This window comes from Neobacillus sp. DZ-9 (genome assembly GCF_059587065.1).
This window is the reverse complement of the sequence record NZ_JCAIOL010000012.1, coordinates 55,666-72,832: the sequence shown is the minus strand read 5'-3', so window position 1 is coordinate 72,832 and position 17,167 is coordinate 55,666. Positions and strand designations below refer to the sequence as shown.

Annotated in this window: 11 protein-coding genes; 10 read left to right on the top strand and 1 reads right to left on the bottom strand. The window is 41.2% G+C overall.

The window, feature by feature from the left end; genetic code table 11:
- The 3 genes from galT to AC59HZ_RS25985 are packed head-to-tail and all read left to right on the top strand — an operon-like array spanning window position 1 to window position 3,566.
- Entirely contained in the window at window positions 1–1,482 is a 1,482-nt protein-coding gene (gene galT / locus AC59HZ_RS25995) for a UDP-glucose--hexose-1-phosphate uridylyltransferase (RefSeq protein ID WP_496548736.1), read from the top strand.
- Between the two features lie 29 nt (window positions 1,483–1,511).
- A complete protein-coding gene (locus tag AC59HZ_RS25990) occupies window positions 1,512–2,570 on the top strand; it encodes an aldose epimerase family protein (RefSeq protein ID WP_496548659.1) in 1,059 nt (352 codons plus the stop codon).
- A 3-nt stretch (window positions 2,571–2,573) separates the two neighbouring features.
- Entirely contained in the window at window positions 2,574–3,566 is a 993-nt protein-coding gene (locus AC59HZ_RS25985; protein WP_496548658.1) for a LacI family DNA-binding transcriptional regulator, read from the top strand.
- A gap of 76 nt (window positions 3,567–3,642) precedes the next feature.
- Here the strand turns inward: AC59HZ_RS25985 and AC59HZ_RS25980 are convergent, their stop codons facing one another.
- Entirely contained in the window at window positions 3,643–6,006 is a 2,364-nt protein-coding gene (locus tag AC59HZ_RS25980; protein ID WP_496548657.1) for a glycoside hydrolase family 3 C-terminal domain-containing protein, read from the bottom strand.
- A 376-nt stretch (window positions 6,007–6,382) separates the two neighbouring features.
- Here AC59HZ_RS25980 and AC59HZ_RS25975 point away from each other — a divergent pair, with 376 nt between their 5' ends.
- The 7 genes from AC59HZ_RS25975 to mglC all read left to right on the top strand — a co-directional run bounded on the left by AC59HZ_RS25975 (window position 6,383) and on the right by mglC (window position 17,020).
- Entirely contained in the window at window positions 6,383–8,791 is a 2,409-nt protein-coding gene (locus AC59HZ_RS25975; RefSeq protein WP_496548656.1) for a beta-glucosidase, read from the top strand.
- 148 nt (window positions 8,792–8,939) lie between these two features.
- Window positions 8,940–9,941 (top strand): sugar-binding protein, encoded by a 1,002-nt coding sequence (locus AC59HZ_RS25970; protein ID WP_496548655.1) that lies wholly within the window; start codon window positions 8,940–8,942, stop codon window positions 9,939–9,941.
- On the top strand, window positions 9,941–11,422 hold the full coding sequence (locus tag AC59HZ_RS25965; protein ID WP_496548654.1) for a sensor histidine kinase: 1,482 nt from the start codon (window positions 9,941–9,943) through the stop codon (window positions 11,420–11,422). The genes AC59HZ_RS25970 and AC59HZ_RS25965 overlap by 1 nt, the downstream gene beginning before the upstream one ends.
- Window positions 11,397–12,977, top strand: coding sequence for a response regulator (locus AC59HZ_RS25960; protein ID WP_496548653.1), 1,581 nt, complete (start codon window positions 11,397–11,399; stop codon window positions 12,975–12,977). The genes AC59HZ_RS25965 and AC59HZ_RS25960 overlap by 26 nt, the downstream gene beginning before the upstream one ends.
- A gap of 222 nt (window positions 12,978–13,199) precedes the next feature.
- Window positions 13,200–14,264 carry a galactose/glucose ABC transporter substrate-binding protein MglB gene (mglB, locus tag AC59HZ_RS25955; RefSeq protein ID WP_496548652.1) on the top strand — a complete coding sequence of 355 codons (1,065 nt, stop codon included), beginning with the start codon at window positions 13,200–13,202 and terminating at the stop codon, window positions 14,262–14,264.
- Window positions 14,265–14,482: 218 nt separating this feature from the next.
- Window positions 14,483–15,985: a galactose/methyl galactoside ABC transporter ATP-binding protein MglA gene (mglA, locus tag AC59HZ_RS25950; RefSeq protein WP_496548651.1), complete on the top strand. Its 1,503-nt coding sequence runs from the start codon at window positions 14,483–14,485 to the stop codon at window positions 15,983–15,985.
- Between the two features lie 12 nt (window positions 15,986–15,997).
- On the top strand, window positions 15,998–17,020 hold the full coding sequence (gene mglC, locus AC59HZ_RS25945) for a galactose/methyl galactoside ABC transporter permease MglC (RefSeq protein WP_430063658.1): 1,023 nt from the start codon (window positions 15,998–16,000) through the stop codon (window positions 17,018–17,020).
- Window positions 17,021–17,167: the final 147 nt, after the last annotated feature.

Genomic DNA, 17,167 nt, shown 5'->3' with positions numbered 1-17,167 from the left:
ATGATTTATCAATTGGTCCAACAACTAGTGGAAAAAGCGCTCGAGGCTCAATTAATAGAGAACGATGATGAGATATATGCACGCAATCAAGTTCTTTCGCTGCTTCATATAGCAGACTATAAGGAAACCGAACCTGGAAAGAAACTATCCATACCAGATTTGCTGGATGAAATCGTTGATTATGCCTGCGAACAGGGAATCATTGAAGATCTCTTTGATGAAAAAGAAATTTTTTCAAGCAAAATCATGAACTGCTTTATGGCAAGGCCATCCACTGTGAATCAGCTTTTTTATGAAAAATATCAACAGGATCCATGGGAAGCGACGCAGTATTTTTATGATTTGAGCAAAAATAGTAATTACATTCAAATGAACCGGATTCGAAAAAATATTGAATACAAGGCTGAAACGAAATTCGGTGAATTGGATATTACGATTAATTTATCAAAGCCGGAAAAAGACCCAAGAAGTATTGCGGCCGAACGGGTAGCCGTGAAAAATGAATATCCCAATTGCCTGCTTTGTATTGAAAATGAAGGCTATGCAGGGCGGGTTGGCCACCCGGCCCGCTCTAATCACCGCATGATCCGGATGAATTTGTTGAATGAAAATTGGTATCTCCAATATTCACCATATGTCTACTACAATGAGCATTGTATTGTTTTATCGGAAAAGCATACCGATATGAAAATTAGCCGGGCGACGTTTCAACGATTATTATCCTTTGTCGAACAGTTTCCGCATTATTTCCTTGGTTCGAATGCGGACATTCCAATCGTGGGCGGTTCGATTTTATCGCATGAACATTACCAAGGCGGGAATTATGAATTTGCCATGGCAAAGGCGGAATCTGATTGGACATTTGAAATGGCAGGATTTCCGAATGTAGAAGGTGCCGTCGTGAAATGGCCGATGTCGGTAATTCGTCTGCGCTCAGAAGATAAGACCGACCTCGTTGAGGCTGCGGACCATATTTTAGCTAACTGGAAAAATTACAGCGATGAGGCGGTTGGAGTTTTAGCATGGACGGGAGAGACTCCGCATAATACCATTACGCCGATTGCCCGCAAAAAGGGTGAAGTATTTGAACTCGACTTGGTTTTACGAAACAACCGGACAAGTGAGAAGCATCCACTTGGAATCTTCCATCCTCACAGCGATGTTCATCATATTAAAAAGGAAAATATCGGTTTGATTGAAGTAATGGGATTGGCTGTGCTCCCTGCCCGATTAAAGGATGAGCTCAAAGAAGTGGAGGATTTTGTTGTTGGGAAAGAAGCAATGGTTGCGGACCATCATTTAAACTGGGCAGGAGAATTAAGAGACCGATATCAAGCTGTTGCGGATGAATCAAATGTGGAGTCACTGGTAAGAGAAGAAGTCGGAAATAAATTTTTAAAGTGTTTAGAGGATGCCGGTGTGTTTAAATGGAATGAAGAAGGTGCTGCTGGATTTCGCAGGTTTATTCGAACTTTATCATGAGAAGCCCTCAAAAAATGGAGTGAGATTTGATGAAGATAATTGATAAATTAGTTGGCAATTATGATGGGCAGTCTGTGATTGAATATTCGCTTACCAACGATTCGGGGATGACGGTCTCATGTCTTAATTACGGATGTGTGATTACCAAAATAATCGTTCCAGACCGCCAAGGAAACTTTGAAAATGTGGTGCTCGGTTTTGAGGAGTTTGAGGACTACCTCGACTTGTCCCCTTACTTTGGTTGCGTTGTCGGACGGGTAGCTGGAAGAATTAAAGGTGCTCGGTTCGAATTGGACGGAACAGAATACTTGCTTGCAGACAATGAACATCCCAATCACTTACACGGCGGGAAAAAGGGATTTAATTCAGTGGTATGGAAAGCTGAAAAAATAGAGGAAGATAAAGCAGTTGGTCTAAAGTTTTATTACTATAGCCCAAATGGGGAAGAAGGATATCCCGGAAATCTGGACATCTTTGTGACCTATCTATTAAACAATAAGAATGAACTGGTTATTACCTATGAAGGGAAAACCGATCAAAAAACCTTGGCCAATTTAACGAATCATTCGTATTTTAATCTGAGCGGCAATCTAAAAAGAGATTGTACCGAGCATATCCTTCAATTAGAAAGCGACCGGTTTTTGGAACTAGGGGAAGATTTGATTCCGACTGGAAAAATGATTGCTGCAAAGAATACTCCTTTTGATTTTCAACATGGCCGCAGAATCCTTTCAGGAGTGAATTCGGTACATCCACAAAATGTTCTTGCCGGAAACGGCTACGATCATCCGCTTATTTTTAGCGAAAATGGTGAAAATACCATTGTTTTGAGCGATGAGGAAAGCGGTCGGACGCTGATGGTAACGACGGACCAGCCTTGTGTCGTTGTTTATACTTCGAACCAATTAGAAGGACCATTTTCGATTTCAGGTGTCAGGGCCAGAAATTATCTAGGCGTCTGTTTGGAAACACAAGGACTTCCTGATGCCATTCATCAACCGGAGTTTCCGTCTGTCATTTTAAATCCTGAGGATGTATACTATTCCACAACGAAATATCGCTTTTTTGCTAACACATTAGGAGACTAAAATATGGCCACCATTAAGGATATTGCACAAATAGCGGGGGTATCGATTGCCACTGTATCAAGGGTGCTCAATTATGATACGACGCTCTCAGTCAGCGATGAAACGAAAAAAAGAATTTTTGAGGTTGCCGAGGAGCTATCTTATAAGAAGAAACCTACGGCACGAAAACAGGAGTCTGGCAAGATAGCTCTCTTGCAATGGCATTCAGAAAAAGAAGAGCTGGAAGACTTATACTATATGTCCATCCGGTTGGGAGTGGAGAATCGCTGCCGGCACCATGGAATCCAAGTGGTAAAGTATTTTCAAGATAATTACGAGGATTTAAGAGAAGATGAAGTTCAAGGGCTCATCGCCATCGGAAAGTACAGCAGCAAGCAAGTGAAGGAACTATCAGCGATTACGAAAAATATCGTCTTTGTCGATTCATCTCCAGATGAAGAGAAGTTTGATTCCGTGGTGATTGACTTTGAGAAGGCAACCGAAAAGGTCCTTGACTATTTTCTAGAAAAAGGTCATGAACGAGTCGGGTATATTGGCGGCAGGGAAGTTTTCAAAGATAAAACTTCCAAAATTGAAGACCCTAGGGAAAGAGCGTTCAAGCGTTATTTAGCAGAAAATGGCTCTTTGAATGAAGCGTTTATGTACATTGGTAATTTCTCCGTGGATGCCGGCCATTCTTTGATGAAACAGGCCATCCAGGAACACGGAGAAAATCTGCCCACCGCCTTTTTCGCCGGGAATGACTCGATTGCAGTCGGTGCTCTAAGGGCTTTACTTGAGGATGGAGTATCTGTTCCAAATCGTGTGAACATCATCGGCGTAAACGACATCAGCATATCCAAATATGTCTTTCCATCTCTTAGCACCGTAAAGGTCTATACTGAACTCATGGGAGAAACCGCCGTCGATACATTGTTGGAAAGAATAGAAGGCAGAAAAACAGCCAAAAAAACATTCATCGCAACAAAACTCGTAATTAGAAATAGCAGTTTCTAACCCAAAAAAGGCAAGACTGTCCGCCTGTGGCGGGCAGTCTTGCCTTTTTTGTCTTTTTGTGGTGCCTGACACCATTCTACTGGTTAAACTTTGATAATCTATCTAATTGCACATTAGGTCCATTGTCATTGTCTACTTCGGCAACGATATCATTGTCGACTTTAAATTCGAGAGTCCCTTTGATATCGGAAGAAGAAGCTCCGATTTTGAATTTATATGTTCCTTTTTCAACGATCCATGAGGAAGTAGATTCATCAAACGATGCTATATCTTTTGGATCAATAAAGAAGTTGAATGTGTCTTTTTGACCTGGCTTTAGTTCGCGCGTTTTTCCGAAGGCCTTAAGCTCAAGGGCTGGTTTCTCTAACTTTCCATCAGGTGCACTTACATATAATTGTGGTGCCTCTTTACCGAAATTAGTACCAGTGTTCGTTACTTTAAATGAGACTTTAATTTTATTAGATAGGTTGTCTTTATTTAATTTAAAGTCGCTATAATCAAATGTCGTGTAGGAAAGTCCGTAGCCAAACTCATAAGCAGGCTTGACATTAAAAGTAGAATAGTAGCGGTAGCCAACGTAAATATCTTCTTGGTATTTTACTAAGTTTGGATTGCCGTCAGAGCTTGGGAAGTTTGCATAACTTGGGGCATCCTCCAAACGAACTGGGAAAGTCTCTGGAAGTTTACCAGATGGATAGGCCTTACCAGATAGAACATCTGTAAGAGCATTACCAGCTTCCATCCCTGGCTGCCAAGATAATAAAATCGAGTCAACAGAACCTCTCCAGCTTACTGTGTTAAACGGAGCACCAACGTTTAACACTACTACCACCTTTTTATTAACAGCGTGATAGGCAGAAGAAACTTTTTGGATTAGTTCTGATTCTTTTGCTGACGGTTCAAAGGTTGTCGCATTTCCATCTGCCCCTTCTCCAGATCCCCTGGCAATTACGATCACACCAATATCTGAATTCTGAGCCATATATGCAGCATCTTCAGCGGTAAGATTTTCATTGATTTCAGCACCGCTGGCGTTCGTGTTAACAGGTATATATCCTCCATTTTTCAATCCTTCTGGAAGTTGGACAGAATGGGTCGGTGTAACATAGGCACTTCCGGTTCCCATTAGGAACATTTTAGAAGCCGCGTTATCTGTGGTACACGCTGATGCAGGCGTACCAAATCCACAGCTTGGCATCGTATAAGAGTTGCCAACAATACCAACCTTTTTGACCTTTTTATCGAAAGGAAGCGCTTTATTCTCATTTTTTAATAAAACCATACCTTCTGGTGCTGATTCTCGTGAAAGCTTTGCATCCGCAGTAGCAAGGTCCGAACTTACGCTTAGTTTCGAATTATCAACTGTACTTAATTGTTTAAATGTTGGGGATTTGACAACTAAGTTAAGAATATTTTCAATTGCTGTATCGAGTTTTTCCTCAGGGAGTGATCCATCTAAAATAGCCGCTTTTACCGCTGCCTTACCAACGGCATTTAAACTTGGCATGGACAAATCATTACCGCCGTTTAACATGGCAATACCATTGTTTTTCGAGCCGCCCCAGTCGGTCATGACCATCCCATTAAAGCCCCAGTCACTTCTTAATACATCATTTAGAAGCCAGGAGTTATGGGCTGAGAAAGGTCCGTTAATAGAATTATAGGAACTCATCACTGTCCATGGATTTGCTTCTTTTACTACACGTTCGAATCCAGCTAAATAAATTTCTCTTAGAGCCCGTTCTGAAATAATCTCGTTTACTGACTGTCTATTTGTTTCTTGGTTATTAGCGGCAAAGTGCTTCATACTAACACCAACACCCTGGTCTTGGACCCCTTTGGTGAACTGAGCAGCCATTTCCCCGCTTAGAACTGGATCTTCTGAATAATATTCAAAGTTCCTGCCGCCCCGAGGATCCCTATGTATATTCAAGGCAGGCCCTAAAATAACATCCACACCATAATCTAATGTTTCTTTCCCCATCGCTGAGGCCACATTATACATTAAATCTTTATTGAAGCTAGAAGATAGAGCTGTTGGAATTGGGAAGCCAGTTGTTGACTTATTGGCAGTAGATCCAAACCTGAGTCCGGCAGGACCATCCGCAAAGGTAAGCTTAGGGATGCCAAGCCGTGGAATAGCGAACGTGCCTCCTGCAGCACCTGTTACCGCAGCACCGGCTCCTCCAATTAAATCAACCTTTTCGTCCAGCGTCATTGCTTGGATAACTGCTGGAATGGAAGCTTGGTCAACCAAAATCGGTGTCTGCTCCTTCAAAGCGCCAGCATTCTGTGTGCCGCTGTTATCTTTTGCAACTGCAGCAGAAGATGAAACCTGCGCCGCCGGCTGTTCCTCCGCAAACACACTTCCGGGTACCGCTGATGATAGAAGCATAAGACTGAACATAGAAGTACTTAGAACCTTGTAGTAACTCTTCATAAATATTCCCCCCATTAAAAAAAATGTAAGTGCTTACAATCAAAAGGTTAGCATGGAGGATGATTCTTCCATAAGTTCGAAAGATAGCATTAAATTGTGATTATCTAAACTATTTTGCTGTTATCTGAAAATTCAGTAATATATTAATAGTTCAAGTATATTTCCTCCTAAATTCCCAACAATTTCCGACATGACTATTATCCTAGCTTTGTCAAACCTTGTAATACGGATTATTTTTTTTAAACCGATGACAAAAAAATGAAGAAATACACAAATTAATCCAGACTATTACTAATATTCAAAATAATTAAAAAACAATTAAACTAGCATTGAAAGCGCTTAAAAAACTAAAACTAAATTTGAAAGGAGATTTATAATGCTAAAAAATTGGAAAAAGAGGAAAAAGTCAAGATTACTAGCAATCACCCTGTCTTCATCCATTATTTTTTCCGGACTAACTTTTGACATGGCTTCTGCCGAAAGCAGCCAATCATCCTCAGCTTCAACTGCCGTACAAAATACCAAAACCACTACAGAGTCTACAACCAGTGTTCCCTATTTAACAGATGCCGCTTCAATCGACCAAGTTATCCAGGCCATGACTCTCGAGGAAAAAGCAAAATTTGTTGTAGGTGTGGGAATGCCTGGATTTACAAGAGGTCCGTTTGAAGTCACTGGAGCTGTAGGCGGGACCTATGGAATTCCGCGATTGGGAATCCCTGAGTTGCGGTTGGCTGACGGACCGGCAGGACTCAGGATCCGTCCTACTCGACCAGGACAGACCCAAACTTATTATGCAACCGCTTTCCCTATTGCCACCTCACTTGCATCAACTTGGGATACAGCTACGGCTGAAGCAGTTGGAAAAGCACAGGGAAATGAAGTGAAGGAGTATGGGGTCGATTTATTATTGGCACCAGCCCTAAACATTCATCGAAATCCCTTAAATGGGCGGAATTTTGAATATTATTCAGAAGATCCGTTGATTGCTGGGAAAATAACAGCTGCTGTTGTAAATGGAGTTCAATCAAATGGGGTTGGTGCTACAATCAAGCACTTTGCTGCCAACAATCAGGAAACTAATCGAATGACCATTGATACTATTGTTTCAGAACGTGCGTTAAGAGAAATCTACTTAAAAGGCTTTGAAATTGCTATAAAGGAATCCCATCCATGGTCTGTAATGAGTTCGTATAATAAGATTAATGGCACCTCAGCTTCTCAAAACACGGATTTATTAACAACTGTTTTAAGGAAGGATTGGGGCTACAAGGGCTTTGTCATGACGGACTGGTTTGCTGGAACAGACCCAGTAGAACAAATGAAAGCGGGCAATGATATGATCATGCCAGGGGCGGACTCCCAATCTGCTGCTATAAAATTAGCAGTAGAGCAAGGGAAGCTGGACGAAAAGGTGCTGGATCGCAATATCAAGAACATCCTGCAAATTGTCATCCAAACACCTGAATTTAAAAACTATCAAAATTCCGATAAGCCTGATCTAACTGCACATGCGCAAACGGCTCGAAAAGCAGCAGCAGAAGGAATGGTCCTACTAAAAAATAATGGTCAATCATTGCCAATCAGCAAAGATAAAAAAATAGCCTTGTTTGGGAATACTCAGATTGAAACCATTAAAGGCGGTACAGGCAGCGGTGATGTGAATGCTGCTTACACCGTTTCCATTGCAGATGGTTTAAAGGATGCCGGTTACCAATTAAATCAAGGGTTATTCAATAGCTATCAAACATATATCAATACATTACGTCAGCAGGAACAATATAAAATTAAACCAAGTCCTTGGGGAGAAGACTTTGGGAAATTAACCCCAGCGATCCCAGAAAAGCCTTTAAATGAAAATGAAATAGCTGCAGCTTCCACAGAATCGGATCTTGGAGTCATTGTAATTGGTCGAAATTCTGGTGAGGGACAAGACCGCAAAGTGGAAAAAGGGGATTTTCTATTAACTGACGCTGAGCAGGACATGATTTCAAAAATATCAACAGAGTATCATAAACAAGGGAAAAAGGTAGCCGTTGTTCTGAATATTGGCGGGCCGATTGAAGTGTCCAGCTGGCGGGATAAGGTTGATTCCATCCTATTGGCATGGCAGCCAGGGCAGGAAGCCGGTAATGCCGTTGCTGATGTATTGTCCGGAAAAGTAAATCCTTCAGGGAAACTCACTACGACCTTTCCTGTTCAATACAGTGATGTGCCATCAGCTGATAACTTCCCGGGAACGCCTGCCGGGAATCCAACACAGGTGGTCTATAAGGAGGATATTTATGTAGGATACCGCTACAACACTACATTTGGTGTGAAGCCTGCCTATGAATTTGGTTATGGTTTGTCCTATACCAACTTTGACTATAGCCATGTAAATATCAGTGAAGGCAAGAAATTCAAAGATAAGCTTAGCGTTTCAGCGATGGTTGAAAATACCGGAATTGTCCCTGGCAAAGAGGTTGTTCAGGTTTATGTTTCAGCCCCAGATGGAAAGCTTAAGAAACCTGCCCTTGAACTAAAAGCCTTTGGCAAAACAAAAGAATTAAAACCGCATCAGCGAGAACTGCTGCAGTTCGAATTGAATGCCAAAGATCTGGCCTCTTTTGATGAAGAGAAATCTGCATGGGTTCTAGAAAAAGGCACTTATACCGTAAAGATAGGAGCATCCTCAGAAAACATTAAAGGAGTAGCAACTTTTACTGTAGATCATGATATGATTGTCGAAAAAGTAAGCGATGCATTGGCTCCGAAAGTGGATTTTGAACGACTTACTAAATAATATGCTGCTATTAAAAAGTTTACGAAACCAGCCTTCATGAACTAAAAGTGAAGGCTGGTTTTCTTCTTCCAACTAAAAGGACATTGTCGATTTTTTGTATGTTCCGTATAATAGCCTTAATTGGAAGGCATAGGGATTGGGAGGTTTTATGAGCAAATTAACCCTAATAGCTTATACATTCGGTATTATATTTTTTTTCGTAAGCTGTTCTTTCGCAAGTTTTTATGGATTTAAGGTAGTCACCCATGAATTGCCTAAAGAAGAGAAAACAGTAGAAAAGTATAATTATCATTTTGTGCTAGTTTCCCAGGAATTGGATAACGAGTATTGGAGACTTGTCGAGAAAGGGGCACGGGCGGCAGCAAAACAATATGGCGTTCTGCTTGAATATGCCGGCCCAAAGCAGGCAAACATCGAAGACCATGTAAAAACGATTGAAATGTCGGCAGCTTCTAAAGTCGATGGAATTATGACGCAGGGGCTGAGCGACGAACAATTTACCCCGCTGATTAATCGGGTTGTTGCCAAAGGAATCCCTGTCATTACAGTCGATACGGATGCAGCTAATAGCAAGCGATTAGCATATATTGGAACGGATAATTATTATTCCGGTTATTTAGCTGGAAAAGCTTTGATAGCGGATACAAAGGGAAAAGCCAATGTCGCTATCATCACGGGAAGTTTTTACGCTAATCATATGCAACAAAGGGTAAAGGGGTTTCAGGATGCAGTAAAAGGAGAAAAAGGAATCCATATCGCTACGATTGAAGAATCAGAGATTAGCAGAGTAAAAGCAGCAGAAAAGGCAAATCAAATTTTACAAGATCATCCCGAGGTCAACGCATTTTTTGGGACAAGTGCTTTAGACGGCATTGAAATCGCTCATGTGGTCGAGAAATATAAAAAACAGGATCAAATTTATATCCTCGCCTTTGATACACTCCCGGAAACCCTTGATTACATTCGAAAAGGCACAATTAAGGCAACAGTTGTTCAAGAACCCTATGAAATGGGATACAAAGCTGTAAAAATGATGATTGACCTAAGAGAGGGGAAACCCGTTCCTCCAATCGTTCATACAGATACCCGGATTTTAAGAAAAGGGGATTTACCGGTTAATTACCACGTGAGATTGGAGGAGAACCGGTAATGTTATTCCGCATCAGATCGAAATTACTTCTTTACTTTATCGTCCTTGTGGTATTGCTAACATCTGTAGGATTCTTTTTTTATAACAGCAGTGAAAAATTAGTGAATGAATATGATAACAGCTTCGAACGATTTCTCCTGCTAAACAATATCTCACAAAGAACAAATTTAATTACCGAAAACCTCCACGCTTATATTTTAGAAAAAGATGAATCCTATCTAAAAGACTATCGAAAAGAAAAGATAAAGCTGATAAAGGACCAAAAGCGGCTTTTTAAAGTCATTAACACAAATGATATTACTCTCTCTAATTATAACAATATGATTGACAGCTTTTTGGATGAAGGCGATGCCACTGTTGGTGCATCTCAAAAAGATGAGATTAACCAATATTCAAGTCATTTTACTGAAGTATTAAAAATTAACTCCTTCCTTCAAGAAAGCACACTAGCATTGTTAAATAATAAGCTAACGGACTATCAAAAGTTTTATAACCAAATGGAACAGCAAAACCATTATTATAAGCTCATGTCGATTTCCTTGTTTGCGGCTGCGTTTTTCCTCAGCACCTTGCTGGCATTATGGATATCTGGCGGGATTACCAAACCGATAAGATTGTTATCACAGGCAGCGAAGCAAATTTCGAAAGGAAACCTATCCGGCGAGGATATTAAAATCACCACAAATGACGAGCTCAAGCCATTAACGGAAACATTTAACCAAATGCGCACAAACCTTAGGCAGCTCGTTACAGAAATCAAACAACAAGGTGAACTGGATAAGCTTCTAAAAGAATTAGAGTTAAAGAGTCTGCAAAACCAAATCAATCCTCATTTTTTATTCAATACTTTGAATACGGTTTCAAAAATGGCATACTTGGAGGAAGCGGAACATACCTCGAGATTGATTGAAGCTGTTGCGGCTCTGCTACGGTATAATCTGAGCGATTTAGATAAAGCTTCAACGCTTAGAGATGAAGTTCGGATTGTAAAAGAGTACTTTTTTATCCAAACAACGAGATTCGGAGAGCGGATTCAATTTATCACAGATATTGAGGATGATTGTTTAGATATTGAGATTCCAAGTTTAACGCTCCAGCCGCTCATCGAGAACGCTTTTATTCACGGTGTAGAGGAATATGAAGAAAATGCCGAAATTCGCTTAAATATATACAGGCAGCGGGACCGGATTCATGTGGAAGTCATTGATAACGGTGAAGGGATGGACACCGCCACAAAAAACAAATTGCTTCAATATGCGGAGGGTGCCATCACCGAAGAGGGATTTGATCGTGAAAAATCAAAAGGGCATTCCAACGGGATTGGCGTAAAAAATGTAATTAGAAGACTTCAGCTTTTTTACCAGCGAAAAGACATAGTAGAAATTGAGTCAGAATTGAAAAAAGGAACAAATTTTAGACTGACAATTCCTGTCGCGGCCAAAGGGGGAAGCGAGCTTGTTGAAAGTTCTTATAGTGGATGATGAAGTTCTTGAAAGAAAAGCGGTTGCCATGATTTTAAAAAACTCTTCAGAGGACGTAACGGTTATTGGCGAGGCCCCCAATGGGAGAAAGGCGATAGAAATGGCAGCGGAGCTGCGTCCGGATATTATTTTTATGGATATCAAAATGCCTGGAATCGATGGCGTACAAGCCGTGAAGGAAATCAGAAAATTCGATGTGAACATCCGCTTTATCATGGTTTCGGCCTTTAATACCTTTGAATATGCCAAAGAAGTGATGCAGCAAGGAGTGAAGGAGTACATCTTAAAGCCGAGCAGCAAGCAGGATATTCTTGAAGGCCTTAAGCGTGTAGCCGATGAAATCCATGAAGAGCGAAAACAAACAGAAGAGCAGCACAACTTGCGGGAAAACTTGATCCGGGCCGTTTCGATTGCCCAAAAAGAATGGGTAACATCGCTGTTAATGAACCAAGTCCAGGATATTACCTTTGATGAATGGGGGCAGCTTCTGGGGGCAGAAATTATTTCGGGCCACGTGATGCTTTTTTCCCTTCAGCCAGCAGGGAAATCTGATTTCACGAACAATAAAAAACAAAATTGGTATTCGTGGCTTAAGGATACCCTTAAATCCGTTGTGAAAAAGCATGAGATCATTATTGGACCAATTACAGACAAACAAGTGCCAGTTGTATTCCTAACATCGGAAAAACTCCATTTCAAAACGAATGCCCAACAAATCTGTGATAACCTGATTAATTTTTTCAAAAAAGAAGACTTTTCAGGTGATATAAGGATCGGAATCGGACATCCATACAGCCAAGCAAAAGAGCTCAATAAATCCTATCATGAAGCGGTTTTGGCACTGGAGCAGCTTGCTAAAACACCTAATCGTAAGTTTTTATTTTGCGACAAGCAGGGAAATACCTTTGAAATGCCTACTGATTCTGGTTTTCTTGAAATAGAAAAAAAGTTGTTAGATGCCGTTCGGCAAGGTGATGTTAATCAGGTGTTGTTCATTTTTGATTCGCTTGTGACCAAGCTTGAAACCAACAAGACTTTAAAAGCTTCCTTGGTTAAAAAATCCTTTGATGAATTGTTTATTCTAATATCCCGAATGCTCCATGATTTAGGCATCATCTACGAAGGAACTCCTGTAATCGAAGGGCTGGAGGATATCGGGCTTATTTTTGAAAAAGGGAAAAAACATTTACTTGCGGTCGTGCAGCAGGTTCAGATTTGGCGCAACAATCATGCCAAGGGAATGCTGCATAAAGCGAAGGAATATATTGAAGAGCATTATGCCGAAGCGATTACCTTGGAATCCGCAGCAGAATATGTGGAACTGAGTCCGTTTTATTTTAGCAAGCTATTTAAAGATCGATTCGGGATGACGTTCATTGATTACTTGACGGAAATCCGAATCAAGCAGGCCAAGGCTGAAATGGTCGACCAAGCCAAAAGCTTAAAGGAAATCTGCTATTCAGTCGGTTACAAGGACCCGAACTATTTCAGCCGTGTATTTAAGAAGGCAACAGGCCTGTCCCCAACAGAATTTCGAAAAGTAACAGTAAGTTAAATTTCAAAAGCCCAATCATCACTGATTGGTCTTTTTTTATTTCAGTTTTGTTGCAAACGATTACAAAATAATCTAGATAATCACAAATATGTGCTATAGTTTTGAACTATTGCGGAAATACTCCTGATGCTAACATATGTGTAAGGGCTTACAGGGAGGCTGAGTTAAGCAGGTTCTTGGTGCTTACCAGAGTCTTTACAAAAGTAAAAGGGGAATGATGACATGTTGAAAAAGAAAAAAGGCGTAGTTCTATCATTGACGATTGCATCTAGTATTCTATTAGCTGCCGGCTGTAGCAGTTCAACTAGCGGGTCTGGAGATTCTGCAGGTAGCAAAGACAGTAAACTTCCTGCAGTGGGTGCAACCATCTATAAGTTTGACGATAACTTCATGAGCTATGTACGCCGTGCGATGGAGAATTCCGCAAAAGGAAAAGTAAACCTAATGCTGAATGACTCCCAAAACGACCAAGCAAAACAAATTGAGCAAGTGGACACATTGATCGCAAAAGGTGCGAAATCTCTTGCTATTAACCTAGTAGATCCAAAAGCAGCACAAACTATCATTGACAAAGCGAAACCAAAAAATATTCCAGTAATCTTCTTTAATAAAGAGCCGGATGCCAATGTTTTAGCTGGCTATGACAAAGCTTACTATGTAGGAACAACTTCTTCTGAATCAGGTGTCATCCAGGGTGAGTTGATTGCAAAAGCATGGGAAGCAAACAAAGCTAAATGGGATAAAAATGGAGATGGCAAGCTTCAATACGTATTACTAAAAGGTGAGCCAGGACATCCAGATGCGGAAGCACGTACGAAATTTGCTGTAGATACTGTAAAAGAAAAAGGTATCCAAGTAGAAGAATTAGCAATGGATACAGCTATGTGGGATGCAACAAAAGCAACTGAGAAAATGGATGCTTGGTTAGCAAAATACAGCGACAAAATTGAATTCGTTATCGCTAATAACGATGGTATGGCACTTGGAGCAATTGCTTCTCTTGAAAAAGCTGGATTCTTCTCTGGCGACAAATTTATGCCAGTTGTAGGTGTTGACGCGATTCCAGAAGCACTTGAAATGATTGAAAAAGGCAAAATGGTTGGTACAGTCTTAAATGACGCGAAAAACCAAGGTAAAGCAACGGTCGAGCTTGCTGCGAACGCAGCAAAAGGCAAGGATGTACTAGACGGAACTTCTTGGAAGCTTGACGATAAGAAAGCAGTCCGGGTTCCTTACGTTGAAGTAACAAAAGACAACATCCAGGTTGGTAAAGACGCTTATAAGTAACAAAAGCGGAAGCGCCAGTCCAGGGGTTCGGCCCTCAGGCGCTCCTCGAACGAAGGAAAAGACGTTGCTTTTCCTTCGTTCGGGGCATTGCTTCAAAGAGCACCCCCTTTGAAGCAGGACATTGCCCTATATGATAAATGGATACTTTTAATGAATAGATATGAGACGAACTTTCAGGGTCTCATATTTTTTAAATGGTTAAGTGAGGAGGTTCGCTCATGTCAGAAGCTAGTTCTACTAATTTACTCGAAATGCTGAATATAACGAAACGATTCCCTGGCGTTATCGCCCTTAATAATGTATCTCTCAAAGTGAAGGTGGGATCGGTGCATGCTTTGATGGGGGAAAACGGGGCAGGAAAATCAACCTTAATGAAATGCTTATTCGGAATTTATTCGATGGATGAAGGCAAGATTCTTTTTGACGGAAAAGAGGTTTCCTTTGTCAATTCGAAGCAGGCGCTTGAAAACGGCGTTTCCATGGTGCACCAGGAATTGAACCAAGTACGCCAGCAAAATGTTATGGATAATCTATGGCTCGGCCGTTATCCGAAAAAAGGTATTTTTATAGATGAAAAGAAAATGTACGAGGACACGAAGGCGATTTTTAAAGGTCTCGATATTAATATCGACCCTCGCAGCAAGGTCAGTACGCTTTCCGTTTCCGAGATGCAGATGGTGGAAATCGCCAAAGCCGTCTCTTACGGTTCTAAAATCATCGTAATGGATGAGCCTACCTCATCTTTAACAGAGAATGAAGTCAACCATCTCTTTAAAATCATCAAAAAGCTGCAAAGTGATAATGTTGCCATCATCTATATCTCGCACAAAATGGAAGAGATCTTAAAGATTTCCGATGAAGTCACCATCATGCGTGATGGTCAGTACATTGCGACAAAAAGCGCGAAAGATCTTACGACCGACGAAATCATTAAACTGATGGTTGGCCGTGATTTATCACAACGCTTCCCTGCAAAAATCAACAAGCCGGGCGATATGATTTTAAGGGTTTCTAACTTAACCGCAGAAACGCAGCCCTCCTTTGTGGATGTAAACTTTGAACTACGAAAAGGCGAAATTCTAGGAATCGCAGGCCTCGTAGGTTCGAAGCGGACGGAGGTCGTCGAATCGATTTTTGGAATGAGAGCTTTGAAATCCGGAACAATTGAATTACATGGTAAGGCGGTCAAAAATCATTCACCGCAGCATGCTATAAAAAATGGCTTTGCCCTTGTAACGGAAGAGCGAAGATCCACTGGAATCTTTCCAGAGCTAAGCATCAGCTTTAACTCGATTATTTCTAATTTGGGTCAATATCGAACAGGTCCGTTCCTTTCTGATAGTAAGGTGAAGGAAGATACACAATGGGTGATTGATTCGATGAAGGTTAAAACGCCTACACAAAAAACATCAATTGGAAGTCTTTCTGGCGGAAACCAGCAGAAGGTTATTATCGGCCGCTGGCTGTTGACTAAGCCGGACATTTTATTGCTAGATGAACCAACACGGGGAATTGACGTAGGAGCTAAGTTCGAAATCTATCAACTTATTAACCAATTAGCAGCAGACGGAAAAGGCATCATCATGATATCCTCCGAGATGCCAGAGCTTTTAGGGGTTACAGATAGAATTTTAGTAATGAGTAATGGAAAAGCAGCTGGAATCGTGGAGACGTCTTCAACTTCGCAAGAAGAAATCATGCGATTAGCAGCTTTGTATTAGGAGGCGATGGAAATGAATACGCAAGCTTCAAAAAAATCGAATGTATCAAAATGGCTTGTTGATAATGTTATTTATGTAGTTTTAATCCTATTGGTAGTCGGTATCGTCGTTGCATCTCCTGATTTCTTATCGATGACCAACTTAATTAATATTTTGGCCCAATCTTCATCAAGGATCATCATTGCACTTGGGGTTGCAGGTATCTTGATTACAGCAGGTACGGACCTATCTGCTGGACGGATGGTCGGTCTTGCTGCCGTTATTTCGGCATCCATGCTGCAGGCTGGCGATTATGCGTATAAGATGTATCCTAACTTGCCTGATCTGCCGCTATTTGTACCGATTTTAATCGCAATGGCTGCAACAGGTCTAATCGCTGCCTTAAATGGTGTGATTGTATCTAAATTTCATGTTCCTCCATTCATCGCTACATTAGGTATGATGATCGGTGTATACGGTTTAACTTCGATTTACTTTGACCGCCCTCCATATGGAGCACAACCAATTGGTGGTTTAAGCGAAAAATTTACAACCTTTGCCCAGCGCGGAATTAAAGTTGGTTCATATGAATTCCCGTATCTCATTCTTTATGCCATTATCGTTTCTATCATTATTTGGGTGATTTGGAATAAAACGCAGCTTGGTAAAAACATGTATGCGATTGGCGGTAACCCAGAAGCAGCTAAGGTTTCTGGTGTAAACGTCGCAAAAAATCTTATTATTATTTATACGATTGCCGGTCTTCTTTACGGCTTAACTGGTACACTTGAAGCAGGTCGTGTTGGCAGTGCAACGAACAACACTGGTAACATGTACGAACTAGATGCGATCGCAGCCTGCGTAGTCGGCGGCGTATCCCTATCAGGCGGTATCGGATCCGTTCCTGGCGTCATCACCGGGGTTCTCATTTTCCAAGTTATCAACTACGGACTAGCGTTCCTAGGAGTAAGCCCATACATCCAATTCATCGTAAAAGGCCTAATCATCATCGTCGCAGTCGCCTTCGACATGCGTAAACACGCGAAGAAAAAATAATAAAAAAAGGGTGTCAGGCACCGCTTGTGGACATTTGTCTACTTGCTGTGGACACTCTTTTTTTTGTTCCGTCATTATGGCCTTCTACGTGACTGAAATCGAATTCCGCGCCTGTTTTGGGTGACGTAGAACCTCTCTACGTGACTG

Coding starts and splice junctions, on each gene's coding strand:
- galT (WP_496548736.1), top strand. CDS start 1: ATGATTTATCAATTGGTCCAACAACTAGTGGAAAAAGCGCTCGAGGCT.
- AC59HZ_RS25990 (WP_496548659.1), top strand. CDS start 1,512: ATGAAGATAATTGATAAATTAGTTGGCAATTATGATGGGCAGTCTGTG.
- AC59HZ_RS25985 (WP_496548658.1), top strand. CDS start 2,574: ATGGCCACCATTAAGGATATTGCACAAATAGCGGGGGTATCGATTGCC.
- AC59HZ_RS25980 (WP_496548657.1), bottom strand. CDS start 6,006: ATGAAGAGTTACTACAAGGTTCTAAGTACTTCTATGTTCAGTCTTATG.
- AC59HZ_RS25975 (WP_496548656.1), top strand. CDS start 6,383: ATGCTAAAAAATTGGAAAAAGAGGAAAAAGTCAAGATTACTAGCAATC.
- AC59HZ_RS25970 (WP_496548655.1), top strand. CDS start 8,940: ATGAGCAAATTAACCCTAATAGCTTATACATTCGGTATTATATTTTTT.
- AC59HZ_RS25965 (WP_496548654.1), top strand. CDS start 9,941: ATGTTATTCCGCATCAGATCGAAATTACTTCTTTACTTTATCGTCCTT.
- mglB (WP_496548652.1), top strand. CDS start 13,200: ATGTTGAAAAAGAAAAAAGGCGTAGTTCTATCATTGACGATTGCATCT.
- mglA (WP_496548651.1), top strand. CDS start 14,483: ATGTCAGAAGCTAGTTCTACTAATTTACTCGAAATGCTGAATATAACG.
- mglC (WP_430063658.1), top strand. CDS start 15,998: ATGAATACGCAAGCTTCAAAAAAATCGAATGTATCAAAATGGCTTGTT.